This window comes from Pseudomonas sp. FP453 (assembly GCF_030687495.1).
Taxonomy (GTDB): Bacteria; Pseudomonadota; Gammaproteobacteria; order Pseudomonadales; family Pseudomonadaceae; genus Aquipseudomonas.
Map to the genome: position 1 here is coordinate 3,922,517 of NZ_CP117435.1, position 24,986 is coordinate 3,947,502.

22 protein-coding genes and 1 pseudogene are annotated in these 24,986 nt (G+C 63.0%); 16 read left to right on the forward strand and 7 right to left on the reverse strand.

Annotated features, from left to right (window positions below; all coding sequences use genetic code 11):
- Positions 1-8: 8 nt before the first annotated feature.
- Positions 9-821, reverse strand: a complete 813-nt coding sequence (locus tag PSH87_RS17590) for a sulfite exporter TauE/SafE family protein (protein WP_026136620.1) — start codon at positions 819-821, stop codon at positions 9-11.
- A gap of 131 nt (positions 822-952) precedes the next feature.
- On the opposite strand from PSH87_RS17590, the gene PSH87_RS17595 reads away from it, so the two are divergent.
- Positions 953-1,816, forward strand: a complete 864-nt coding sequence (locus PSH87_RS17595; RefSeq protein WP_305430445.1) for an MBL fold metallo-hydrolase — start codon at positions 953-955, stop codon at positions 1,814-1,816.
- A 135-nt stretch (positions 1,817-1,951) separates the two neighbouring features.
- Here the strand turns inward: PSH87_RS17595 and bkdR are convergent, their stop codons facing one another.
- A complete protein-coding gene (gene bkdR / locus PSH87_RS17600; protein ID WP_017735434.1) occupies positions 1,952-2,440 on the reverse strand; it encodes a Bkd operon transcriptional regulator BkdR in 489 nt (162 codons plus the stop codon).
- A 195-nt stretch (positions 2,441-2,635) separates the two neighbouring features.
- Here bkdR and PSH87_RS17605 point away from each other — a divergent pair, with 195 nt between their 5' ends.
- From PSH87_RS17605 to PSH87_RS17625, 5 genes and pseudogenes are all read left to right on the forward strand, one after another.
- Positions 2,636-3,871, forward strand: coding sequence for a 3-methyl-2-oxobutanoate dehydrogenase (2-methylpropanoyl-transferring) subunit alpha (locus tag PSH87_RS17605; RefSeq protein ID WP_305430446.1), 1,236 nt, complete (start codon positions 2,636-2,638; stop codon positions 3,869-3,871).
- Position 3,872: 1 nt separating this feature from the next.
- Positions 3,873-4,933: pseudogene (locus PSH87_RS17610) on the forward strand (alpha-ketoacid dehydrogenase subunit beta).
- Positions 4,934-6,190, forward strand: coding sequence for a dihydrolipoamide acetyltransferase family protein (locus tag PSH87_RS17615; RefSeq protein ID WP_305430447.1), 1,257 nt, complete (start codon positions 4,934-4,936; stop codon positions 6,188-6,190).
- Between the two features lie 3 nt (positions 6,191-6,193).
- Positions 6,194-7,573, forward strand: a complete 1,380-nt coding sequence (gene lpdA, locus PSH87_RS17620) for a dihydrolipoyl dehydrogenase (protein ID WP_305430448.1) — start codon at positions 6,194-6,196, stop codon at positions 7,571-7,573.
- Positions 7,574-7,776: 203 nt separating this feature from the next.
- On the forward strand, positions 7,777-8,796 hold the full coding sequence (locus PSH87_RS17625) for a branched-chain amino acid aminotransferase (protein WP_305430450.1): 1,020 nt from the start codon (positions 7,777-7,779) through the stop codon (positions 8,794-8,796).
- Positions 8,797-8,932: 136 nt separating this feature from the next.
- On the opposite strand, the gene PSH87_RS17630 is transcribed toward PSH87_RS17625, so the two are convergent.
- Complete coding sequence (locus PSH87_RS17630) at positions 8,933-9,826, reverse strand: GNAT family acetyltransferase (RefSeq protein WP_305430451.1); 894 nt, start codon at positions 9,824-9,826, stop codon at positions 8,933-8,935.
- 289 nt (positions 9,827-10,115) lie between these two features.
- Between PSH87_RS17630 and ctlX the strand changes: the two genes are divergently transcribed.
- From ctlX to PSH87_RS17665, 7 genes are all read left to right on the forward strand, one after another.
- Positions 10,116-11,042: a citrulline utilization hydrolase CtlX gene (gene ctlX / locus PSH87_RS17635; RefSeq protein WP_305430452.1), complete on the forward strand. Its 927-nt coding sequence runs from the start codon at positions 10,116-10,118 to the stop codon at positions 11,040-11,042.
- A gap of 11 nt (positions 11,043-11,053) precedes the next feature.
- Entirely contained in the window at positions 11,054-12,097 is a 1,044-nt protein-coding gene (locus PSH87_RS17640; protein WP_017735426.1) for an ornithine cyclodeaminase, read from the forward strand.
- Between the two features lie 245 nt (positions 12,098-12,342).
- Complete coding sequence (locus tag PSH87_RS17645; RefSeq protein ID WP_026136619.1) at positions 12,343-13,122, forward strand: ABC transporter substrate-binding protein; 780 nt, start codon at positions 12,343-12,345, stop codon at positions 13,120-13,122.
- A gap of 135 nt (positions 13,123-13,257) precedes the next feature.
- Positions 13,258-13,959, forward strand: coding sequence for an ABC transporter permease (locus tag PSH87_RS17650; RefSeq protein WP_305430454.1), 702 nt, complete (start codon positions 13,258-13,260; stop codon positions 13,957-13,959).
- Complete coding sequence (locus tag PSH87_RS17655) at positions 13,956-14,669, forward strand: ABC transporter permease (protein WP_017735475.1); 714 nt, start codon at positions 13,956-13,958, stop codon at positions 14,667-14,669. The genes PSH87_RS17650 and PSH87_RS17655 overlap by 4 nt, the downstream gene beginning before the upstream one ends.
- A gap of 3 nt (positions 14,670-14,672) precedes the next feature.
- A complete protein-coding gene (locus PSH87_RS17660; protein ID WP_305430455.1) occupies positions 14,673-15,503 on the forward strand; it encodes an ABC transporter ATP-binding protein in 831 nt (276 codons plus the stop codon).
- A gap of 5 nt (positions 15,504-15,508) precedes the next feature.
- Entirely contained in the window at positions 15,509-16,006 is a 498-nt protein-coding gene (locus tag PSH87_RS17665; protein ID WP_016974875.1) for an Lrp/AsnC family transcriptional regulator, read from the forward strand.
- Between the two features lie 67 nt (positions 16,007-16,073).
- Here the strand turns inward: PSH87_RS17665 and PSH87_RS17670 are convergent, their stop codons facing one another.
- From PSH87_RS17670 to PSH87_RS17685, 4 genes are all read right to left on the reverse strand, one after another.
- A complete protein-coding gene (locus PSH87_RS17670; RefSeq protein WP_017735477.1) occupies positions 16,074-16,955 on the reverse strand; it encodes a TIGR03915 family putative DNA repair protein in 882 nt (293 codons plus the stop codon).
- On the reverse strand, positions 16,952-18,172 hold the full coding sequence (locus PSH87_RS17675; protein WP_305430458.1) for a putative DNA modification/repair radical SAM protein: 1,221 nt from the start codon (positions 18,170-18,172) through the stop codon (positions 16,952-16,954). Before PSH87_RS17675 ends, PSH87_RS17670 begins: the two co-directional genes overlap by 4 nt.
- 66 nt (positions 18,173-18,238) lie before the next feature.
- On the reverse strand, positions 18,239-19,576 hold the full coding sequence (locus PSH87_RS17680) for a lysine N(6)-hydroxylase/L-ornithine N(5)-oxygenase family protein (protein ID WP_017735479.1): 1,338 nt from the start codon (positions 19,574-19,576) through the stop codon (positions 18,239-18,241).
- A 120-nt stretch (positions 19,577-19,696) separates the two neighbouring features.
- Positions 19,697-20,179, reverse strand: a complete 483-nt coding sequence (locus PSH87_RS17685; protein ID WP_305430459.1) for a sigma-70 family RNA polymerase sigma factor — start codon at positions 20,177-20,179, stop codon at positions 19,697-19,699.
- A gap of 259 nt (positions 20,180-20,438) precedes the next feature.
- Between PSH87_RS17685 and PSH87_RS17690 the strand changes: the two genes are divergently transcribed.
- Genes PSH87_RS17690 through PSH87_RS17700 form a run of 3 tightly spaced genes read left to right on the forward strand, consistent with a single transcriptional unit; the run spans position 20,439 to position 24,976 of the window.
- Entirely contained in the window at positions 20,439-21,608 is a 1,170-nt protein-coding gene (locus tag PSH87_RS17690) for an efflux RND transporter periplasmic adaptor subunit (protein WP_017735481.1), read from the forward strand.
- A gap of 1 nt (position 21,609) precedes the next feature.
- A complete protein-coding gene (locus PSH87_RS17695; RefSeq protein WP_017735482.1) occupies positions 21,610-23,583 on the forward strand; it encodes a MacB family efflux pump subunit in 1,974 nt (657 codons plus the stop codon).
- Positions 23,576-24,976 carry an efflux transporter outer membrane subunit gene (locus tag PSH87_RS17700; RefSeq protein ID WP_305430460.1) on the forward strand — a complete coding sequence of 467 codons (1,401 nt, stop codon included), beginning with the start codon at positions 23,576-23,578 and terminating at the stop codon, positions 24,974-24,976. The genes PSH87_RS17695 and PSH87_RS17700 overlap by 8 nt, the downstream gene beginning before the upstream one ends.
- Positions 24,977-24,986: the final 10 nt, after the last annotated feature.

Below are 24,986 nucleotides of genomic sequence, written 5' to 3' on the forward strand. Positions count from 1 at the left end.
CCCGGCACTTAGTGCGTAAGACCGGCCTTGGCCAACATGCCGACAGCCACCAGTACACACAGGCTGGCAAAACCGACCTGCAAGTAGCGGGCGGGGATCACCGAACTCAGGCGCCGACCGGCGAGCATGCCGACGATGCTTGCGCCGACAAACACCCAGCCCAGCGGTTCGATGGTGACCCCGGCGTGGAAGGCGCCGGCCACGCCGATCAGCGACAGCAGGCTGACCACCATCAGCGAGGTGGCGACGATGCCGCGCATCTGCACGTCGGTGAGTTGCTTGAACGCCGGCACGATGAGGAAGCCGCCGCCCACGCCGAGCAGGCCGGACACGGCGCCGGTGACCGCGCCGAGGGCGGCCAGGGTGGCGCTGCATTTGGCGGTCCAGGTCAGGCGCCCGGTCTGCTGGTCGAGCATGCAGTTCTTCTGGCCCCAGGACGCGGTGCCATGGTCACTCGGACCGGCCTGGTGTTTTTCGCGCTGCAACATGCGCCAGGCCACCAGCACCATCAGCGCGCTGAACAGGCCCATCAGCACGGCCTCCGGTAGTTGGTGGGCGAAAAATACCCCCACCGGCGAACACAACGCGCCCAACAAGGCGATCAGCAACGCCGCGCGGTAACGCACCAGGCCGTGACGCAAGCCGTCGAGTGCGCCCACCGCGGCCGCCGCACCTACGGCCAAAAGCGACACCGGCGCGGCCTGGGTCATGCTCAGGCCCAACCCCAATACCAGCGCCGGCACCCCAAGGATGCCGCCGCCCGCGCCGGTCAGGCCCATCACCAAGCCCATCAATAACCCCAGAACACTTGCCAACAACATTCAATCCACCTTAGGCCGGATGCTGCCGCGTGGCGTCACATCCCGCATTGCGATCCTTTGCCTCGGACCGTTTTTTTCACTTAAGCTCGCAAGCCTATGTGGAAATCACGTCTATACCAAGGACCGCCGTCATGTCAGCGTTGATCAAAGCCTTTCTGGACGAGGCGTCGTCGACCTACACCTATGTGCTGCACGAGGCCGATGATGGCCCCTGCGCCATCGTCGATTCGGTGCTCAACTACGACCCGGCCTCCGGGCGCACCGACACGCGCCAGGCCGACCAGGTGATCGCCTACGTGCGCGAACACCGCCTGCAGGTGCAGTGGCTGCTGGAAACCCATGCCCACGCCGACCACTTGTCCGCCGCGCCGTATTTGCGCCGCACTCTGGGCGGCAAGATCGCGATTGGCCAGTCCATCAGCACCGTGCAGGACGTGTTCAAGAACCTGTTCAACCTGGAGCCGGAGTTTCGCGTGGATGGCTCGCAGTTCGATCATCTGTTTGCGCCGGATGAGGTGTTCTACATCGGCAATATCAAGGCCCAGGCCCTGCATGTGCCGGGGCATACGCCGGCGGACATGGCCTATCTGGTGGATGACCGGCTGATCCTCGTGGGTGACACCCTGTTCATGCCGGATGTGGGCACGGCGCGCTGTGACTTCCCCGGTGGGGATGCGCGGCAGTTGTATGCGTCGATGCGCAGGTTGCTGGGTTTTCCGTTGGAGACGGAGTTGTATGTGTGCCATGACTACCCGCCCGAGGGGCGTGAGGCCAAGTGCATGACGACCGTGGCCGAGCAGCGGGCGGGGAATATTCATGTGCATGACGGGGTGGATGAAGCGGCGTTTGTCGAGATGCGCACCACTCGAGATGCCGGGTTGGGCATGCCGACACTGTTGTTGCCGGCGATTCAGGTGAATGTGCGGGCGGGGAATATGCCGCCAGCGGAAGAGAACGGAGTCGTATACCTGAAGATCCCCCTCAACCAACTCTGAAATGCATAACCCTGTGGGAGCTGGCTTGCCTGCGATGGCGGTCTACCAGTCACTGATGTGCAAGCTGACCCACCGCCATCGCAGGCAAGCCAGCTCCCACATAAGCCAGCATTTCACAGTGGGAGGTGTGTTGGGTCAGGTACCGAGGTTTATGCCGTTGGCGGGTAACGGCAACGCGGTTTTATAGCGCACCTGCTTCAGCGCAAAACTCGACCGAATATTCGCCACCCCCGGCACCTTGGTCAAGAAGTCCATCATGAAGCGCTCCAGCGACTGGATCGTCGGCACCAGCACCCGGATCAGATAGTCCGGGTCGCCGGCCATCAGGTAGCACTCCATCACTTCCGGGCGGTCGGAAATCGCGCTTTCGAACTGCTGCAACGCCAGCTCATTCTGCTTTTCCAGGCTGACGTGAATGAATACGTTGACGTGCAGCCCCAGCAAATCCGCGTCCAGCAGGGTGACTTGCTCGCGAATCAAGCCCAACTCCTCCATCGCCTTCACCCGGTTGAAACACGGCGTGGGCGACAGGTTCACCGAACGCGCCAGGTCGGCGTTGGTGATGCGGGCGTTCTCCTGCAAGGCGTTGAGAATGCCGATATCGGTACGGTCCAGTTTGCGCATGAGACAAAATCACCTGTTTATTATGTTTATGCAGTTTTTTTATCCGCAAATGGTCGTGAGTGCAACGAAACACAGATAAATATTCTTCTACGCCCCGCCTATGATTGTTGTAGGACAAGATTTCCCCTACCCGGGGACTGACTGTCAGCTAGCGCGCCCACTACAAGAAATTCACAAGATAGAGCGTAGAAAGCCATGACCCAGCAGTACGAACCCCTTTGCCTGCACGTCCCTGAACCCTCGGGACGCCCAGGCTGCAAGACCGACTTTACCTACCTGCGTTTGACCGACGCAGGCACAGTGCGCAAACCCGCCATCGACGTAGAACCCGCCGACACCGCCGACCTGGCCAAGGGCCTGATCCGCGTGCTCGATGACCAGGGTCAGGCCCTCGGCCCATGGGCTGAAGGCGTGCCGGTGGAGATCCTGCGCAAAGGCATGCGCGCGATGCTCAAGACGCGCATCTTCGACAACCGTATGGTGGTCGCCCAGCGTCAGAAAAAAATGTCGTTCTACATGCAGAGCCTTGGCGAAGAAGCCATCGGCAGCGCCCAGGCCCTGGCCTTGAACATCGACGACATGTGCTTCCCCACCTACCGCCAGCAAAGCATCCTGATGGCCCGCGACGTGCCGCTGGTCGACCTGATCTGCCAGTTGCTGTCCAACGAGCGTGATCCGCTCAAGGGCCGCCAGTTGCCGATCATGTATTCGGTCAAGGACGCAGGTTTCTTCACCATTTCCGGCAACCTCGCCACCCAATTCGTACAAGGTGTGGGCTGGGGCATGGCTTCGGCGATCAAGGGCGACACCAAGATTGCATCCGCCTGGATCGGCGACGGCGCCACCGCCGAATCCGACTTCCACACCGCCCTCACCTTCGCCCACGTGTACCGCGCGCCGGTAATCCTCAACGTGGTCAACAACCAATGGGCCATCTCCACCTTCCAGGCCATCGCCGGCGGTGAAGCCACCACCTTCGCCGGACGCGGCGTGGGTTGCGGCATCGCTTCCCTGCGTGTGGACGGCAACGACTTTATCGCCGTGTACGCCGCCTCCGCCTGGGCCGCCGAACGGGCGCGCCGCAACCTGGGGCCAACGCTGATCGAGTGGGTCACCTACCGCGCCGGCCCGCACTCCACCTCCGATGACCCTTCGAAATACCGCCCCGCCGATGACTGGAGCCACTTCCCCCTCGGCGACCCGATCACCCGTCTCAAGCAGCACCTGATCAAGATTGGCCAGTGGTCCGAAGAGGAACACGCGGCGGTCAGTGCCGAACTGGAAGCCGAAGTCATCGCGGCGCAAAAAGAAGCCGAACAGTACGGCACCCTTGCCGGCGGCCAGATTCCAAGCGCCGCGACCATGTTCGAAGACGTCTACAAAGAGATGCCGGAGCACTTGAAGCGCCAGCGTCAAGAGTTGGGGATCTGACATGAACGATCACAACAACAGCATTGAAGTGGAAACCGCCATGACCACCACCACCATGACCATGATCCAGGCCCTGCGCTCGGCCATGGATGTGATGCTCGAACGTGACGACAACGTGGTGGTGTTCGGCCAGGACGTCGGCTATTTCGGCGGCGTGTTCCGTTGCACCGAAGGCTTGCAGACCAAATACGGCAGCTCGCGGGTGTTTGACGCACCGATTTCCGAAAGCGGCATCATCGGCGTGGCCGTGGGCATGGGTGCCTATGGCCTGCGCCCGGTGGCCGAGATCCAGTTCGCCGACTACGTCTACCCCGCCACCGACCAGATCATCTCCGAAGCCGCGCGCCTGCGTTATCGCTCGGCCGGCCAGTTCACCGCGCCACTGACCATGCGCATGCCCTGCGGCGGCGGCATCTACGGCGGCCAGACCCACAGCCAGAGCATCGAAGCGGTGTTCACCCAGGTCTGCGGCCTGCGCACGGTGATGCCGTCCAACCCATACGACGCCAAAGGTTTGCTGATCGCCTCCATCGAAAACGATGACCCGGGTGATCTTCCTCGAGCCCAAGCGCCTGTACAACGGCCCGTTCGACGGCCACCACGACCGCCCGGTAACCCCGTGGTCGAAACACCCGCAAGCACAAGTGCCGGACGGTTACTACACCGTGCCGCTGGACGTGGCCGCCATCGTGCGCCCGGGTTCGGCCGTCACCGTGCTGACCTACGGCACCACCGTGTATGTGTCGCAAGTCGCCGCCGAGGAAACCGGCATCGACGCCGAAGTCATCGACCTGCGCAGCCTGTGGCCGCTGGACCTGGAAACCATCGTCAAATCGGTGAAAAAGACCGGCCGTTGCGTGGTGGGTGCACGAAGCCACGCGCACCTGCGGCTTTGGCGCCGAGCTGGTGGCGCTGGTGCAAGAGCATTGCTTCCACCACCTGGAAGCGCCGATCGAACGCGTCACCGGTTGGGACACCCCCTACCCGCACGCGCAAGAGTGGGCGTATTTCCCAGGGCCGTCCCGTGTGGGCGCGGCGTTGAAACGGGTCATGGAGGTCTGAATGGGCACGCACGTTATCAAGATGCCGGACATTGGCGAAGGCATCGCAGAAGTTGAACTGTCGGTCTGGCATGTCAAGGTCGGCGACCTGGTGGTTGAAGACCAGGTGCTGGCGGATGTGATGACCGACAAGGCGATGGTGGACATTCCCTCGCCGGTGCACGGCAAGGTGATTTCCCTCGGCGGCGCGCCGGGGGAAGTCATGGCCGTGGGCAGTATTTTGATCAGCATCGAAGTGGAAGGCGCCGGCAACGCGAAGGAAGCGCCGGTGGTGAAGGAAGCGCCGAAGGCTGCGCCGGTCGTGGAAGCCAAACCCGCGCCGGTGGTGGAAAGCACACCGGTTGTTGTAAAAGCCGCAGCGGCCCCGGTTGCCCGCGATGCCGACGAGCGTCCGCTGGCCTCTCCTGCCGTGCGCAAGCATGCGTTGGACGCCGGGATTCAGTTGCGCCTGGTCCAGGGCACCGGCCCGGCGGGTAGAATCCTCCACGAAGACCTCGACGCGTACCTGCAACAAGGCACGGCGAAGGCTTCGCCCACCGCCAACCCCTACGCCGTACGCAACAGCGAAGAACAGATCCCGGTGATCGGCATGCGCCGCAAGATCGCCCAGCGCATGCAGGACGCCACCCGCCGCGCCGCGCATTTCAGCTACGTGGAAGAAATCGACGTCACCGCCCTCGACGAGCTGCGCGTGCACCTCAATGAGAAACACGGCGCCACACGCGGCAAGCTGACCCTGCTGCCGTTTATCGTGCGTGCCATGGTGGTGGCGCTGAAGGACTTCCCGCAGATCAACGCCCGCTACGACGACGAAGCCCAGGTCATCACCCGCCTCGGCGCGGTGCATGTGGGCGTCGCCACCCAGAGCGACGTCGGCCTGATGGTGCCGGTGGTGCGTCACGCCGAGGCCCGCAGCCTGTGGGGCAACGCGCAAGAAATTACGCGCTTGGCCACGGCCGCGCGCAATGGCAAGGCCAGCCGCGACGAGCTGTCGGGCTCAACGATTACCCTGACCAGCCTGGGCGCCTTGGGCGGCATCGTCAGCACACCGGTGCTGAACCTGCCGGAAGTGGCCATCGTCGGCGTCAACCGCATCGTCGAGCGGCCGATGGTGATCAAGGGCCAGATCGTGGTGCGCAAGATGATGAACCTCTCCAGCTCGTTCGATCACCGCGTGGTCGATGGCATGGACGCGGCGCAATTCATCCAGGCCATTCGCGGCCTGCTCGAACAACCCGCCAGCCTGTTCCTGGAGTAAGGCATGTCACAGACTTTGAATACCACGCTGCTGATCATCGGCGGCGGCCCTGGCGGTTATGTGGCGGCGATCCGGGCCGGCCAACTGGGCATTCCGACCATCCTGGTGGAAGGCCAGGCGCTGGGCGGCACCTGCCTGAATATCGGCTGCATCCCGTCCAAGGCCTTGATCCATGTGGCCGAACAGTTCCAGCAAACCATCCACCACAGCCAGGGTTCGCAACTGGGCATCGAGGTGGATGTGCCGACCCTGGACATCCGCAAAAGCGTGGAATGGAAAGACGGCATTGTTGACCGCCTGACCACCGGCGTCGCCGCGCTGCTGAAAAAGCACAAGGTGCAGGTGATCCACGGCTGGGCCAAGGTCGTGGACGGCAAGACCGTCGATGTCGGCGACCAGCGCATCCACTGCGAACACTTGCTGCTGGCTACCGGCTCGAAAAGCGTCAACCTGCCGATGCTGCCGATTGGCGGGCCGATCATCTCGTCCACCGAAGCCCTGGCGCCGACCCGCGTGCCGAAACGGCTGATCGTGGTGGGCGGCGGCTACATTGGCCTGGAGCTGGGGATTGCCTACCGCAAGCTCGGCGCCGAGGTCAGTGTGGTCGAGGCACAGGATCGTATCCTGCCCGCCTATGACGCCGAGCTGACGCAACCGGTAAACGAATCCCTCAAGCAGTTGGGCGTGAAGCTGTACCTCAAGCACAGCGTCACCGGCTTTGCCGATGGCAAGTTGCAAGTACGCGATCCGAATGGCGACACCTTGTCACTGGCCACCGACCAAGTGTTGGTAGCCGTAGGTCGCAAGCCCAATACCCAAGGCTGGAACCTCGAAGCCCTGAACCTGGACATGAACGGCGCGGCGATCAAGATCGACAACCGCTGCCAGACCAGCATGCGCAATGTCTGGGCCATCGGCGACCTGAGCGGCGAGCCGATGCTGGCGCACCGGGCCATGGCCCAGGGCGAGATGGTTGCCGAACTGATCAGCGGTCAACACCGTGAATTCAACCCGGCGGCGATCCCGGCGGTGTGCTTTACCGACCCGGAACTGGTGGTCGTCGGCAAGACCCCGGATGAAGCCAAGGCTGCGGGGCTGGACTGCATCGTGTCGAGCTTCCCGTTTGCGGCCAATGGCCGGGCGATGACGCTGGAATCGAAAACCGGCTTCGTGCGGGTGGTGGCGCGGCGCGACAATCACCTGATCGTCGGCTGGCAAGCGGTGGGCGTGGGGGTTTCCGAACTGTCCACCGCCTTTGGTGTGAGCCTGGAAATGGGTGCGCGACTGGAGGATGTGGCGGGTACGATCCATGCCCATCCGACCTTGGGCGAGGCCGTGCAGGAAGCGGCTTTGAGAGCCTTGGGGCACGCGTTGCACCTGTAAGACCGAGGTGGGGCCATCGCAGGCAAGCCAGCTCCCACAGGGGTATGCATTCCAAAATGTGGTAGCTGGCTTGCCTGCGATAGCGGTGGATCAGCCAATACACAGGCTGAATGGTCCGCCCACCCGCTCCCACACAAGCCAAGAATGAAGTATTGTTGCGCCCATTCAGTAAAAAACCGACTTGACCAAAGATAGAGGGTGTCATGGGTAACGAAAGCATCAATTGGGACAAGCTGGGTTTTGACTACATCAAGACCGACAAACGGTTTCTCCAGGTCTGGAAAAACGGCGAGTGGCAAGACGGCACCCTGACCGACGACAACGTGCTGCACATCAGCGAGGGCTCCACTGCCCTGCACTATGGCCAGCAGTGTTTCGAAGGCCTCAAGGCCTATCGCTGCAAGGACGGTTCGATCAACCTGTTCCGCCCGGACCAGAACGCCGCCCGCATGCAACGCAGCTGCGCGCGCCTGCTGATGCCCCATGTACCGACCGACGTGTTCATCGACGCCTGCAAACAAGTGGTCAAGGCCAACGAGCGATTCATCCCGCCGTACGGCAGCGGCGGCGCGCTGTACCTGCGCCCGTTCGTGATCGGCACCGGTGACAACATCGGCGTACGTACCGCACCGGAGTTCATCTTCTCGGTGTTCGCGATCCCGGTCGGCGCCTACTTCAAGGGAGGCCTGGTGCCGCACAACTTCCAGATCTCCACCTTCGACCGCGCCGCGCCACAAGGCACCGGTGCGGCCAAGGTCGGTGGCAACTACGCCGCCAGCCTGATGCCCGGTTCGGAAGCGAAGAAAGCCGGTTTTGCCGATGCGATCTACCTGGACCCGATGACCCACTCGAAAATCGAAGAAGTCGGTTCGGCCAACTTCTTCGGGATCACCCACGACAACCAGTTCATCACGCCGAAGTCGCCTTCGGTACTGCCAGGCATCACCCGCCTGTCGCTGATCGAACTGGCCAAGTCCCGCCTGGGCCTGGACGTGGTTGAAGGCGAAGTGTTCATCGACAAGCTGGGCCAGTTCAAGGAAGCCGGCGCCTGCGGTACCGCAGCGGTGATCTCGCCGATTGGCGGCATCCAGTACAACGGCAAGCTGCATGTATTCCACAGCGAAACCGAAGTCGGCCCGATCACCCAGCAGCTGTACAAAGAGCTGACCGGCGTGCAGACCGGTGACGTTGAAGCGCCAGAGGGTTGGATCGTCAAGGTCTAAGCCCAAAAGCCAGCAACACCACAAAACCCTGTGGGAGCTGGCTTGCCTGCGATAGCGGTGTATCAGTCAACATCTACTGTGACTGACCCACCGCTATCGCAGGCAAGCCAGCTCCCACATTTGTTTTTCAGTGTTCTCAGGATTGAGCAGGAATGTTTTCCACAATCTTCTTGCCCATGCTGATCCGCGGCTCCACGCCATACCCCAACGCCTCGTAAAACCCCGTCACGGCATCATTGCCACTGGTGATCTGCAGGTTGATCTTCATGCAACCCAAGGCAGTCAACGCCTGCTCCGCATGGCGCACCAGCGACGAACCCAAGCCATGCCGCCGATAGTCCGCATGCACCGCCACCGAATACAACCAGCCACGATGGCCGTCATAGCCCGCGAGAATCGTGCCGACCACCGTCTTTTTATCCGTCGCGACAAAAAACAACCCATCGTTGACCGCCAGCTTTTTATCAATCGCCAGGGCCGGTGAGTTATGCGCCGTGTCATAACCAAAGGCCTGTTGCCACAACCCCACCACTTGCGCCCGGTGCTGGCGGTCGCGATACGGCCCGATGGGGTGGCGGGACAGCAGCGTCTTCTCCATCACCAAGGTTCGTTCATTACCGTGGTAGACGTCGCGCACCGTGTGAAACCCCAGCGCGGTATAGAACGGCTCGGCCGTCAGTGAAGACGGCACGCTCAACACCGTCACGCCGGCCTGGCGGGCACGCAGTTCAATCTCGATCATCAGCAAGCGGCCAATGCCCTGTCCTTGCAGCGCCGGGTTGACGAACACCGAGCGCACCACGTTGGCATCCAGCGCCGCCGTGGCCACGATCACGTCATCCTGCACCGCCACCAGCACCACCCGGCGCGTCAACAAGGCGATGACCGCATCGGCGGTGAAGTTGCTCGCGACCCGGGCGATCACGTCTGCCGGGTAATCCTTCGCGTTACTGCTGTGCAGGGCCGCCAGGATGACCTGGCTGATGCCTTCGGCATCGGCGGGTTGGGCGAGACGAACGGCGGTAGGCATGCAGGGCTCCTTGCTGAGAACAGAGATCAAAAACCACCCCCATACTAATGTGGGAGCTGGCTTGCCTGCGATAGCGGTCTGTCAGCAAGCGGTACTTTGACTGACAGACCGCTATCGCAGGCAAGCCAGCTCCCACAGTTTGATCGCATTCCAGAGCCGGCAGCCGATTCGGTCGCGCCACCTCCAGTTTCAGCTTTCCCGGCTGAGCCGCCCCCTCGTTTCAGCCGGGATTCACCCCGCACAACCCACAAAATAGCCGCACTGCCCAACCCCATGGATTCGTGCACCCATGCAAACCACCAACACCGTCTTGATGATTCGCCCGGCGCGCTTTGCCTTCAACCCGGACACTGCGATCAACAACCGCTTCCAACGCCAGCCCCTCGACCCGCTCAGCGCACAGCAGAAAGCGCTGGAAGAGTTCGATGGCTATGTCGACACCCTGCGCCAGCACGGCGTGGAAGTGTTGGTGGTGCAAGACACCCCGGCGCCCCACACCCCCGACTCGATCTTCCCCAACAACTGGTGGAGCAGCCACGCCGACGGCAGCCTGGTGCTCTACCCAATGGAAGGCCAGAACCGTCGGCTGGAGCGCAATAAAGGTGTGCTGCAAGTGCTGGAGCAACGCTTCGCGATCCACAGCACCATCGACCTCAGCCACCTGGAACAACAGAACATCTTCCTCGAAGGCACCGGCAGCATGGTGCTCGACCGCCAGCACCGCATCAGCTACGCCTGCCACTCCGGGCGCACCCACCACGACGCCTTGCGCGAGTTCGCCGAGCGCCTCGACTACCAGCTCTGCGTGTTCCACGCCGTGGACCGCCATCACGCACCGATCTACCACAGCAACGTGATGATGAGCGTTGGCCGCGACCTCTCGGTGGTGTGCCTGCAAGCCCTGCCCGACGAGGGCGAGCGCCTGGCCCTGGAACGCTCCCTGCGCGACACCGGCAAAGACATCCTCGCCCTCGACTTCGATCAGCTGGAAGCCTTCGCCGGCAACATGCTCGAAGTCCACGACCGCGACGGCCAGCCGCTGCTGGTGATGTCGGCCAGCGCCTGGGGCGCCCTGCAACCGGTGCAGCGCGCCCATGTGGAGCGCCACACGCGGCCGGTGGTGGTGAACATCGACAACATCGAACGCATCGGCGGCGGCAGTGCCCGCTGCATGCTGGCAGAAGTGCATCTGCCCGCCCGTCCCTCATTTCAATAAGGAGTCTTGCCATGACCCGTTACATCGACGTCAACGACCTCAGCTACCTGGTCTCGCAAAAAGGCCTGCAAACCTGCATCAGCGAGATGGCCGAGTACATCCGCGCCGACTACCTGCGCTGGCAGGACTTCGAAAAATGCGCCCGCCTGGCCAACCACTCGCCGGACGGTGTGATCGAGCTGATGCCGGTGTCTGACGCGGCGCTGTACGCCTTCAAGTACGTCAACGGCCACCCGAAAAACACCCAGGCCGGCATGCTCACCGTGATGGCCTTTGGTGCGCTGGGTGACGTGGACACCGGCAAACCGGTGCTGCTGGCCGAAATGACCCTGACCACCGCGATCCGCACCGCCGCCACCTCGGCGCTGGTGGCGCGCTACCTGGCCCGCGACAACAGCCGCAGCATGGCGCTGATCGGCAACGGCTCGCAGAGTGAGTTCCAGGCCCTGGCCTTCCACGCCATGCTCGGCATCAATGAAATCCGCCTGTTCGACATCGACGCCAAGGCCACCGCCAAGCTGGCGGCCAACCTCAAGGCGTTCCCGGCGATCAAGGTGATTTTGGCCAGCAGCGTGGCCGACGCGGTGAAAGGCGCGGACATCGTCACCACCGTCACCGCCGACAAGGCCTACGCAACCATCCTCACCGACGACATGATCGAGCCGGGCATGCATCTCAACGCCGTCGGCGGCGACTGCCCCGGCAAGACCGAACTGGACCGCCGTATCGTCGAGCGCGCCCGCGTGATCGTCGAGTACGAGCCGCAAAGCCGGATCGAAGGTGAAATCCAGCATATGCCGGAAGATTCGCCGGTGACCGAGCTGTGGCAAGTGATCAACGGCCAGCAGCCCGGCCGCGAAAACCCGCGCCAGGTCACGCTGTTCGACTCGGTGGGTTTTGCCATCGAAGACTACTCGGCCCTGCGTTACGTGCTGGATGTGGCCACGGCCCTCGACGTGGGCAGCACGCTGGAACTGGTACCGGACCTGGCCGACCCGAAAGATCTGTTTGCGCGCCTGGCCCAGCCCGTCGCACAGCAAAAAAAGCGCGCCTGAGACCGCTCTGGCCTGCCGCTTTGCGTCGGCGGCGGGCCAGGTTTGCAGGGATGAAAAGCCGATTCAGCGGGTCTTGCAGCCGATTCCGCTGCATTGCCCGATTTAACAGCGCAATTCGCGCTTTATGCGAGGGGTAAACGACACAAAAAACGCACCACCTTGAAGCATTCTCTCCGCCAACAAGAACGATTTGTTTCAACTCATTTACTGCCCTGACATCAATTACAAAATATAGGGACTACACCATGACTCCACTGCGATCACTCTTCGCTGCGTTGCTGTTGCCACTGTGCGCCACTGCGGCCCACGCCCAGGAGTGGAAAGAAATCCGCTTCGGCGTCTTCCCCGAGTACCCGCCCTTCGAATCCGTGGCCGCCGACGGCAGCCTGCAAGGTTTCGACATTGAACTGGGCAACGCCATCTGCGCCAAGCTCGAGGTCAAATGCACCTGGGTGCACAACGAATTCGACGGCATGATCCCGGCCCTGCGTGCGCGCAAGTTCGACGCCATCATGTCGTCCATGGCCGTGACCCCGGCCCGCGAGAAAATCATCGACTTTACCGACCGCCTGTTCCTCAGCCCGACCTCGGTGATCACCCGCAAGAGCGCCGACTTCGGCGACACCCCGGAATCGTTGAAAGGCAAGCAAGTCGGCGTGCTGCAAGGCTCGCTGCAGGAAGCCTACGCCCGTGCACACCTGGCCAAGCTCGGCGCGCAGATCAAGGCGTACCAGTCCCAGGACCAGAACTACGCCGACCTGCAAAACGGCCGCCTCGACGCGACCCTGACCGACAAGCTCGAAGCCCAGCTCAACTTCCTGTCCAAGCCTGAAGGCGCCGACTTCAAGACCGGCCCGGCGTTCAAGGACCCGACCTTGCCATTGGACATCGCCATGGGCCTGCGCAAGAACGACCAGGAACTGCGCGCGCTGATCAACAAAGGCATCGCGGCGGTGCAGGCGGATGGCACGTATGCCGAGATCCAGAAGAAGTATTTCGGCGATCAGGACATCTACAACGAATAGCGGCCTCATCCTCATGTGGGAGCTGGCTTGCCTGCGATAGCGGTAGATCCGTCACATTTGTGCTGGCTGACCCACCGCTATCGCAGGCAAGCCAGCTCCCACAGTAAATCTGTGCGCTTCTTCGAGATATTTCCCATGAACGAATTCCTAAACCTGCAGGGCTACGGCCCCATGCTCGCCCAAGGCGCGTGGATGACGCTCAAGCTGTCGTTCCTCGCCCTGGCCCTGAGCCTCGTCCTGGGCCTGATCGCCGCCGGTGCCAAGCTGTCCCGCGCGAAATGGCTGCGGGTGCCGGCCACGCTGTACACCACGCTAATCCGCAGCGTGCCGGACCTGGTGCTGATCCTGCTGATCTTCTACAGCCTGCAACTGTGGCTCAACGACCTCAGCGAAATGGCCGGCTGGGACTACTTTGAAATCGACCCGTTCACCGCTGGCGTGGTGACCCTGGGCTTTATCTACGGCGCGTATTTCACCGAGAACTTCCGTGGCGCGATCCTCAGCGTGCCCGCCGGCCAATTGGAGGCGGCCACCGCCTACGGCCTGAGCCGCTGGCAGCGTTTCCACCTGGTGCTGTTCCCGCAACTGATGCGCTTTGCCCTGCCGGGCCTGGGCAATAACTGGCTGGTGTTGCTCAAGTCCACCGCGCTGGTGTCGATCATCGGCCTGTCGGACCTGGTCAAGGCCGCGCAGAACGCCGGCAAGACCACCAACGAGCCGCTGTATTTCCTGATCCTCGCGGGCCTGGTGTACCTGGTGATCACCACCCTCTCCAACCGCATCTTCAAGCGCCTCGAACGGCGCTACAACCTCGGCATCAAGGGGATGGCGCGATGATCGAACTGTTCCAGCAATACGGCCTGGCCTACCTGTTCAGCGATGGCGCGGGTTTGTCCGGCGTGGCCATGACATTGTGGCTGTTCATCGTCTCGGTGGTGCTTGGGTTTTGCCTGTCGATCCCGTTGGCGCTGGCGCGGGTGTCCGAGCACTTCTGGTTGCGCTGGCCGGTGGAGGTCTACACCTACCTGTTCCGCGGCACGCCGCTGTATATCCAACTGCTGATTTGCTACACCGGGCTGTACAGCCTGGAGGTGGTGCAGGACAACGCCCTGCTCAACCAGTTTTTCCGCAATGCGCTGAACTGCACCCTGCTGGCGTTTGTGCTGAACACCTGCGCCTACACCGTGGAAATCTTCGCCGGGGCGATCCGCAATATCCCCCACGGCGAAATCGAAGCGGCCCGCGCCTACGGCCTGCACGGCTGGCGGCTGAACCTGTTCGTCGTGGTGCCCGCCGCTCTGCGCCGTGCGTTACCGGCCTACAGCAATGAAATGATCCTGATGCTGCACGCCACCTCCCTGGCGTTTACCGCCACCGTCGCCGACATCCTCAAGGTGGCCCGCGACGCGAATGCCGAGACGTTCCTCACGTTCCAGGCGTTTGGCATCGCCGCCCTGCTGTACATGCTGCTGTCCTTTGCACTGGTGGGCCTGTTCCGACTGGCCGAACGTCGCTGGATGCGTTTTCTTGTTCCTACCCGAGGCTAACCCATGAATCAGTCCGCGCAGGCCCTGGCCGCATACCCCATTGATACACCCGCTGCCAACACCAGCACCGCCGCCGTCAAGCTGCAGGTCGAAGGCATCCACAAACGCTACGGCGACCACGAAGTGCTCAAGGGCGTGTCCGTGAATGCGCGCAATGGCGATGTGATCAGCCTGATCGGCGCCAGCGGCTCGGGCAAAAGCACGATGCTGCGCTGCATCAACTTTCTCGAACAACCGGACGCCGGGGTCATCACCCTCGACGGCATCAGCATCGAAATGCAGCCCGGCCGCGCCGGCACCCGCGCGCCGCACCAGGCCCAACTGCAAAACCTGCGCACACGCCTGGCCATGGTGTTCCAGCACTTCAACCTGTGGAGCCACATGACCGTGCTGGAAAACATCACCATGGCCCCGCGCCGGGTGTTGGGCGTCAGCGCCGCCGAGGCGGAAAAACGCGCGCGGATGTATTTGGACAAGGTCGGCCTGCCGGGCCGCGTGGCCGATCAGTACCCGGCGTTCCTGTCCGGCGGGCAACAGCAGCGCGTGGCGATTGCCCGTGCCCTGGCCATGGAACCGGAGATCATCCTGTTCGATGAACCGACCTCCGCCCTTGACCCGGAACTTGTAGGAGAAGTCCTCAAAGTCATACAGACGTTGGCCGAGGAAGGTCGTACCATGCTGATGGTCACCCACGAGATGGGCTTTGCCCGCCAGGTGTCCAGCCAAGTGCTGTTCTTGCATCAGGGCCGGGTCGAGGAACAAGGCGGTGCCGAGATCCTTGACCATCCCAACAGCGAGCGCTTGCAGCAATTTCTTTCCAATCGTCTGAAGTGAAACCCATGGATACCAAGGCCAACGGACCCCATTCTTCCCCTGCGCTGGATCGCATCGATGAAGCCATCATCGAAGTGCTGCGCCACCAGGGGCGTATCACCTACGAAAAGCTCTCGTCGCTGGTGCACCTCACCCCCAGGCCCTGCCTGGAGCGCGTGCGCAAGCTGGAGCGCCGCGGGGTGATTCGCGGGTACGGGGCGATCATCGATGTGCAGATGGTCTCGCCGGGGTTGTCCTTGCTGGTGCTGGTGGCCTTGTCCAACCAGAGCGGGCGCTCGGCGCAAAAGGCCTTTGAAGCCTGCGTCAAAGCCTGCCCGCAGGTGTTCGAATGCCAGCTGATCAGCGGGCCGTTCGACTACAGCCTGCGCATGCGTTGCCGCGACATGGAGCATTACCGGGTGCTGACGGAGACCTGGTTGAACAATGACGAGTTGCATATTGATAAGTTGGTGGCGCATCCGGAGTTGGCGGTCGTCAAGAACACCGCGACCGAGCTGGCCTGAACCCCTATCTCCAAAACAATGAAGCTCCAATGTGGGAGCTGGCTTGCCTGCGATAGCGGTATATCAGTCACACCTGATTTAACTGGCCCACCGCCATCGCAGGCAAGCCAGCTCCCACATTGATCGGGTTCGCAATTCTTTTACCCGGTTTGGCGCCAATCAGCCTGGCCTGCCCATCCTTCTGCTTCCCCGTCCGCGCCTCGCTGATCAACCCCGGGATCAACTTGCCCTCCGGCAGGTTCTTCCAGAACCGGCTCGGCAAGTGCCCTTCCATCACCTTGGGATTCAACCGCGCCGGATTGAAGATATGGCTGTAGTAGGTCAACCACATCGCGCTGTGGGGGTCCTCGACATTCTGCGCCAACTGCCGCCACGCCTCGGGGCACTCACGCTGATGAATGAGCTGCTCTCCGTCGTAATACACCCCGTCCAACGGCGTGGCGATCATCCAGCGATGGCGGCCCATGCGCCCGACAAAATGCTCGCTCGCAGACCGCAGGATATCGTGGGCCGGCTCATGCCACGCCACATACTCCGGCAACTCGGCGCCCGCTTCCGGGGGCAACGCAATAAACCGCACAAACGCATGCAGGTGATGCGCCTCGCGGTGGACCTGCTTGATCCGCCGCTGCAACTCGCTGCCCAATTTGTCCCCCGCCAACATCGCCGTACGGTCGCCATGACTGACGCGCCACAGCACTTCATACAACAGGCTCCAACGCTGCTCGCCGTGATAACAGGCGGCCGATTCCAGCAATTCCAGCAACGCCTTCGGCACCCGCGTCTGGAACGGCCCCAGCCCTTCCGGGATCGCCACATCGGTGGCAAACAGGTCCGCCACCTCGGCCTCGCCCCAGCTCACCTGGCTGGGATCGACCTGATGGCTGAGCAGCCAGCGCGCCTGTTCGCGCCAGGTGCTGAAGAGGTTGTCGCATTCCAGGCTGATCATCCCCACAGCCCCATTTGCTGCGGTTGCGGGCGGTCGCGCAGTTGTTCGCGCAACAGCACGCTGGTGCTCTCTGCCTGTTGCGGGTGGTAGTCGCTGGTGATGAAAAACGGCTTGGCCTTGGCCAGTACGCAGCGCATGCGCGCCAGGTCTTCGAAGCGGATCTTGCGTTCGCGGCGCAGGTCCACCAGGCGCTGGGTGGTGCGCAGGCCGATGCCAGGAATGCGCGCGATCAGGGTCGGTTCGGCGCGGTTCAGGTCCAACGGGAACACGTCGCGGTGTTCCAGCGCCCAGGCCAGCTTGGGGTCGATATCCAGCGCCAGGTGGCCGGGGCCTGCAAACAGTTCGTTGGCGCTGAAGCCGTAGCTGCGCAACAGGAAGTCGGCCTGGTACAAGCGGTGCTCGCGCATCAGCGGCGGCGCGGCGAGCGGCACGCTTTTCGGGCTGTTGGGGATGGGGCTGAACGCCGAGTAGTACACGCGGCGCAGCTTGAAACTGCCGTACAACGCCTCGGCACCGTGGAGGATGGTGCTGTCGTCGGTGTCGTCGGCGCCAATGATCAATTGGGTGCTTTGCCCGGCCGGGGCGAAACGCGGCGCGCGTGGCTCATTGAGCACCGTCTGTTCGCCGGTGTAGATGGTCTGCATGGCCTGCTTGATCGAGACGACGGTTTTTTCCGGCGCCAAGGTTTGCAGGCTGGCCTCGGTGGGCAATTCAAGGTTCACACTCAATCGGTCGGCATAACGCCCGGCCTCGGCAATCAGCGCCGGGTCGGCATCGGGAATGGTCTTGAGGTGGATATAGCCGCGAAAGTCATGTTCTTCACGCAGCAGCTTGGCCACGCGCACCAACTGCTCCATGGTGTAGTCGGACGAGCGGATGATGCCGGAGCTGAGAAACAGCCCGCTGACGCAATTGCGCCGGTAGAAATCCAGGGTCAGGCTGACCACCTCCTCCGGGCTGAAGCGCGCACGGGGCACGTCGCTGGAGCGGCGGTTGACGCAGTATTGGCAGTCGTAGAGACAGAAGTTGGTGAGCAACACCTTGAGCAACGATACGCAGCGCCCGTCCGGCGTGTAGCTGTGGCAGATGCCCATGCCATCGGTGGAGCCCAGCCCGGCCTTGCCCTCGGAGCTGCGCTTGGGCGCGCCGCTGCTGGCGCAGGACGCGTCGTACTTGGCGGCGTCGGCAAGGATGCTGAGTTTTTCGATCAACTGCATGGAGGGCTACCGATACTGGTTTTTTGTACAGTATCAGCCAGCCCACCCTGTCACAAGTGCAGCTTGTCAGCTCGCAGTAGCGAGTAGCAGGTCCTGCACCGAACGCCCCTTGCCCCGGCTGCGGTCATGCTCATACAGCGACGCTGCAATCTCATCCGCGCGAATCGGCAGTACCGACAGCAACGTATCGCTCAAACCATGGCTGGCCTGGCTGAAACCCTGGATGTAGATGCCGGCCTTGCAACGCTCGTCAGTGACGATGCGGTAGTCGCGGGCCACTTCGAAGTCGCCCATATAGGCTTCCAGCGGCGCCAGCAGGGCGCGGTGGGTCTGGCGCTCGTAGCCGGTGGCGAGGATCACCGCGTCGTAATGGCTCACGCTGGTTTCGCCGTTGGCGTTGTTGCGCAGCGCCAGCTCGATGCCCAGCGGGCCTGGCGTGGCTTTCTCCACCACGGTCATGGTGCGGAACGCCTGGCGGGCGATGCCGGAGACTTTCTGGCGATAGAAGATGCCGTAGATGCGTTCGATCAGGTCCAGGTCCACCACCGAATAGTTGGTGTTCTGGTACTCGGCCACCAGGCGCTCGCGCTCGGCGCCGACTTGCTGGAACACCAAGTCGGTGAAGGCCGGCGAGAACACTTCATTGACGAACGGGCTGTCATCCGCCGGCTTGAGCGCCGAACCGCGCAGGATCATGTCGACTTGCACCGACGGAAAGCTGTCGTTGAGGTCGATAAACGCCTCGGCCGCGCTCTGCCCGCCGCCGATGATCGCGATGCGCATCGCCTTGCCGTCGACGCACGGCTGCTGGGCCATGCGTTCCAGGTATTGGGAGTGGTGGAACACCCGGCTGTCGCCCTTGAGTGCCTTGAACGCCTCGGGAATGCGCGGCGTGCCACCGGCGCTGACCACCACCGAACGGGTGGTGCGCACATGCTGTTCGCCCAGCGCATCGCGGGAGATCACGCGCAGCGCTTCAACCTGTTGTTGATGCAGGATCGGCTCGATGGCCAGCACTTCCTCGCCGTAATGGGCCTGGGCCTGGAACTGCCCGGCGACCCAGCGCAGGTAGTCGTTGTACTCCATGCGGCACGGATAAAAGGTGCCCAGGTTGATGAAATCCACCAAACGGTCGTGGGCTTTCAGGTAATTGACGAAGGAATACGGGCTGGTGGGGTTGCGCAGGGTGACCAGGTCCTTGAGGAAGGAAATCTGCAGTTCACTCTGGGTCACCAGGGTATTGCCGTGCCAGCGGTAGTCGGCTTGCTTGTCGAGAAACAGCACGTCCAGTTTGCCCTGGGCTTTCTCGCGCTCCTGGAGGGCGATGGCCAGCGCCAGGTTCGAAGGGCCGAAACCGATACCGATCAGGTCGTGAACCGCGGGCGAAGCAATTGCCTGTGTCATTCCAGTGTCCTCTGGATAAGCCCCTTGGCGGTGGGGCGGGAATACCTTTCATGACCTGCACAACAGGTCGTGTGTTGATAGGAAACGAGGACAGTGAAATAAAATTTAACGGATTGCCGATCAGTACCCTTCCCACTCGCGCATCCGCACCCGGCAGTGCTTCATCGCGTTGACGATGTGCTTTTCCACGAGACTGCGGGAAATGCCCAGGCGATCAGCGATTTGCGGGTGGGACAGGCCATCGAGCTTGCGCAGCAGGAAACTGTCGCGGCAGGCCGCCGGCAGTTCCGCCAGGGCGCGCTCGACCATGGCCAGGCGCTGGCTGTGGTCGTGGCTGGCGTGGGGCGAATAGGTGGAGAAGCGCTCTTCGGCGTCCAGCACTTCCAGGGGTTCGTTCTGGCGCGCCGCGTTGCGCCGGTGCCCGTCGATCACCAGGTTCAGCGCGGTGCGGTACAAAAACGCGCGGGGTTGCTCGATCGGCGTGTCGCTGGAGCGCTCCAGCACCCGCACATAAGCGTCATGCACCACATCTTCGGCCACCTGACGGTTGCCCAGCTTGGCGTTGAGGAAACACACCAGCTCACGATAGTAGTTTTCCAACATGACTCCCGACCGCCTGGAGAGGCAGGATCCGATCCTTGTGCGCTGTAAGAAAGATTCCCAAACGATGATGGCAGTTTGAGTGCGTGCAATTTATAGTAATTCTCATCTACTTTTAAAGCAGTCTCGTATCAATGGACGATTTTTTTACGCAATGGAGGCGTAACCGTTTGTGTAACCGCCTAAATCCCCGTGCAATTTCCTCGTTTAACTGTCAGCTCTGCGCAACTGCGCTCCGATATTCCCCGGCTGGAACCCAAGCATGAAACGCTCTCGACCTGCCCGACGCGCGCTGCTGGTGATCGCGTGCCTGATTCCCCTGCTCGGCGTTGCGGCCTGGCAGGTGTTGCCTCCGGGCCGCGACACCCTGGCCACCGTCACCGTGACCCGCGGCAACATTGAAAACAGCGTCACCGCCCTGGGCACCCTGCAACCGCGCCGCTATGTGGACGTGGGCGCCCAGGCGTCCGGGCAGATCCAGAAGATCCACGTCGAGGCCGGCGACCACGTCAAGGAAGGCCAGTTGCTGGTGGAAATCGACCCGTCCACGCAAAAAGCCAAGCTCGACGCCAGCCGATACGCCATCGAAAACCTCAAGGCGCAGTTGCAGGAACAAAAAGCCCTGCACGCCCTGGCGCAGCAGAAGCACCAGCGCCAGCAACGCCTGGAAGCCGGCAACGCGACCCGCGAAGAAGACGTGCAAACCGCCAAGGCCGAACTGAGCGCCACCCAGGCGCGGGTCGCGATGTTCCAGGCGCAGATCCTCGAAGCCCAGGCCCGCCTGCGCAGCGACGAGGCCGAGTTGGGCTACACGCGCATCTATGCGCCCATGGACGGCACCGTGGTCGCGGTGGACGCCCGTGTCGGCCAGACCCTCAACAACCAGCAGCAGACCCCGCTGATCCTGCGCATCGCCAAGCTGTCGCCGATGACCGTGTGGGCCGAAGTCTCGGAAGCCGATATCGGCCACGTCAAACCGGGGATGACCGCGTATTTCACCACCCTCAGCGGCGGCAACCGGCGCTGGACCAGCACGGTGCGGCAGATCCTGCCGATCCCGCCCAAGCCCCTGAACGAAACCCAAGGCAGCGGCAGCCCGAGCAGCGCCGGCAAGACCGGCACCGGCCGCGTGGTGCTGTACACCGTGCTGCTGGACGTGGACAACACCGACAACACGCTGATGGCCGAGATGACCGCCCAGGTGTTTTTTGTCGCCAGCCAGGTCAAGGACGCCCTCACCGCCCCGGTGGCCGCGCTGCAAGGCAGCCACAACGCCGACACGCAGATCGCTCGCGTGGTCGCCAAGAACGGCAGCATCGAGGAACGTGAAGTGCGCCTGGGCATCAGCGACCGCCTGCGCGTCGAGGTGCTGCAAGGCTTGAACGAAGGCGATCACCTGCTGATCGGCCCGGCTGACGGCAACGGGGGTTGAGTTGGCCACGCCCCTGATCGAACTCAAGAACATCCGCAAATCCTACGGCGGCGGCGACAGCCCGCAGGTCGATGTGTTGCGCGGCATCGACCTGTCGATCCACGCCGGCGAGTTTGTCGCGATTGTCGGCGCGTCCGGCTCTGGCAAGTCGACGCTGATGAATATCCTCGGCTGCCTCGACCGCCCCACCGCAGGCGACTACCTGTTCGCCGGGGAAAATGTCGCCCACCTGGACGGCGACGCGCTGGCCTGGCTGCGCCGGGAAGCCTTCGGGTTTGTGTTCCAGGGCTACCACCTGATCCCGTCGGGCTCGGCCCAGGAAAACGTCGAGATGCCGGCCATCTACGCCGGCATCAGCGCCACTGAGCGCCACGCCCGCGCCAAGGCCCTGCTCACGCGCCTGGGCCTGGCCGACCGCACGGCCAATCGCCCGCACCAGCTTTCCGGCGGCCAGCAGCAACGCGTATCGATTGCCCGCGCGCTGATGAACGGCGGCCATATCATCCTCGCCGACGAACCCACCGGCGCCCTCGACAGCCACAGCGGCGCCGAGGTGATGATCCTGCTCGACGAGCTGGCTAGCCAGGGCCACGTGGTCATCCTGATCACCCACGACCGCGAAGTGGCGGCGCGGGCCAACCGCATCATCGAGATCCGCGACGGCCTGATCATCAGCGATTCGGCCAACGATCCCAGCTACGTGCCGGCTATCGCCAACAGCGACGCCCTGCAAGCCGTGGACCTGCGCCAGCGCCTGGCCGACGGCGCCGAGCACAACGGCGCCTGGAAAGCCGAACTGGTGGACGCGGTGCAGGCCGCCTGGCGGGTGATGTGGATCAACAAGTTCCGCACCGCCCTGACCTTGCTGGGGATCATCATCGGCGTGGCCTCGGTGGTGGTGATGCTCGCGGTGGGCGAAGGCAGCAAGCGCCAGGTCATGGCACAGATGGGCGCGTTTGGCTCCAACATCATTTACCTCAGCGGTTCCTCGCCCAACCCGCGCACGCCGTTGGGCATCGTCACCCTCAACGATGTGGCGGCGCTGGCGGCGTTGCCGCAGGTCAAGCGCATCATGCCGGTCAACGGCAGCGACGCGGGGATTCGCTTTGGCAACCTCGACTACCTGGCGTATGTGGGCGGCAACGACATCAATTTCCCGGACATCTTCAACTGGCCAGTGGTCGAGGGCAGTTACTTCACCGAGGCGGATGAACGCGCCGGCGCCACCGTTGCGGTGATCGGTCATCGTATCCGCGAGAAACTGTTCAAGGACGTGCCGACGCCCATCGGCCAATACATCCTCATCGAAAACGTGCCGTTCCAGGTGATCGGCGTGCTCGCGGAAAAGGGCTCCAGCTCTGGCAACAAGGACAGCGACGACCGCGTCGCCATCCCCTACACCGCCGCCAGCGTGCGCCTGTTCGGTACCTACAACCCGGAATACGTGGCGATTGCCGCCGCCGATGCGCGCAAGGTCCACGAGGCTGAACAGGCCATCGACCAGTTGATGCTCAAGCTGCACAACGGCAAGCGCGACTACCAGTTGACCAACAACGCCGCGATGATCCAGGCCGAGGCGCGCACGCAGAACACGCTGTCGCTGATGCTTGGTTCGATTGCCGCGATCTCGCTGCTGGTGGGCGGCATTGGCGTGATGAACATCATGCTGATGACCGTGCGCGAACGCACCCGTGAAATCGGTATCCGCATGGCCACCGGGGCGCGCCAGCGCGACATCCTGCGCCAGTTCCTCACCGAGGCGGTGATGCTTTCGGTGGTGGGCGGCCTGTTCGGCATCGCCCTCGCCTTGCTGGTGGGTGGCGTGCTGGTGCTGGCCGAAGTGGCGGTGCAGTTTTCCCTGGTGGCGGTGCTCGGCGCGTTTGGCTGTGCGCTGGTCACCGGTGTCATCTTCGGCTTTATGCCGGCCCGTAAAGCTGCCCGGCTCGATCCGGTTAAGGCGTTGACCAGTGAATAAATCCTCCCTTTACCTGCCCGGCCTGTGCCTGTTGCTCAGCGCCTGTGCCGGTCAGCCGCCCGCTACAGACAGCGGCATCGCCGCACCCGCCGCCTGGCAATATGCCGAACGGGATGCGGCGCAGGCCGTCAACAGCCGTTGGTGGACGCAATTCGCCAGCCCGCAGCTCAACCGCTTGATCGACCAGGCGCGGCGCGACAGTTTTGACGTGGCCGCCGCCATGGCCCGCGTGCGCCAGGCCCAGGCCAGCGCGGTGATCGCCGGCGCGCCGCTGCTGCCCGAGGTGAATTTCAACCTCACCGCCAGCCGTGAACGGCTGCTGCGCGGCAGCGGCAATTCCGACCTCAATGCCACCGAAAGCAACAACACCGTCAACAGCTTCGACGCCAACCTCACCGCCAGCTATGAATTGGACTTCTGGGGCGGCCGCGCCGCCGCCCGTGACAGCGCGGTACAGACCTTGCGCGCAAGCGAGTTCGACCGCGCCACGGTGGAGCTGACCCTGCTCAGCAACGTCGCCGACCGCTACGCGCAAACCCTCGCCGCGCGCCAGCGCCAACAGATTGCCGAGCTCAACCTGGCCAATGCGCGCAACGTGCTCGACCTGGTACAGACCCGCTACAACGCCGGTTCCGCCACCGCCCTGGAACTGGCCCAGCAGAAAAGCCTGGTGGCCAGCCAGCAGCGGCAATTGCCGTTGATCCAGCAGTTGGCCGAAGAATCCCAGATCACCCTCGCCGCCCTGCTCGGCCAGCCGGTGCAAACCGTGGACCTGGGCAACGAGGCATTCCAGACGCTGAGCTGGCCGAGCATCGGCCCGGGTGTGCCGAGCCAGTTGCTCAGCCGCCGCCCCGACCTGGCCCAGGCCGAGGCGCAACTGGCGGCGGCAAGCGCCGATGTGACGGTCGCCCGCGCCGCCATGCTGCCCACCGTGACCTTGGGCGCCACCCTCGGCAGTGGCGCCTACAAGGCCAACGAAATCCTGCGCAGCCCGTTCTACACCCTGACCTCCGGGCTGGTGGCGCCGATCTTCAACAACGGCCGTTTAAGCGCCGAGCGTGACAAGGCCCGCGCGCGCCAGGATGAGCTGCTGCACACCTATCGCGGCGCGATCATCAATGGCTTTGCCGATGTGGAAAAGGCTCTCAGCAGCATCACGCGCCTCGACCAGCAACGGCAATGGCAAACCGAGGAACTGCAGCAGGCGCAGACCGCCTTCGGCATCGCCGAAAGCCGCTACCAGGCGGGCGCCGAGGACTTGCTGACGGTCCTCGAAACCCAGCGCACCCTGTACGCGGCCCAGGACTTGAACGTGCAACTGCGGCTGTCTCGGCTACAAGCCAGCATTGCCTTGTACAAGGCATTGGGTGGCGGTTGGAAAACCGATATCTGATAAACGAAAG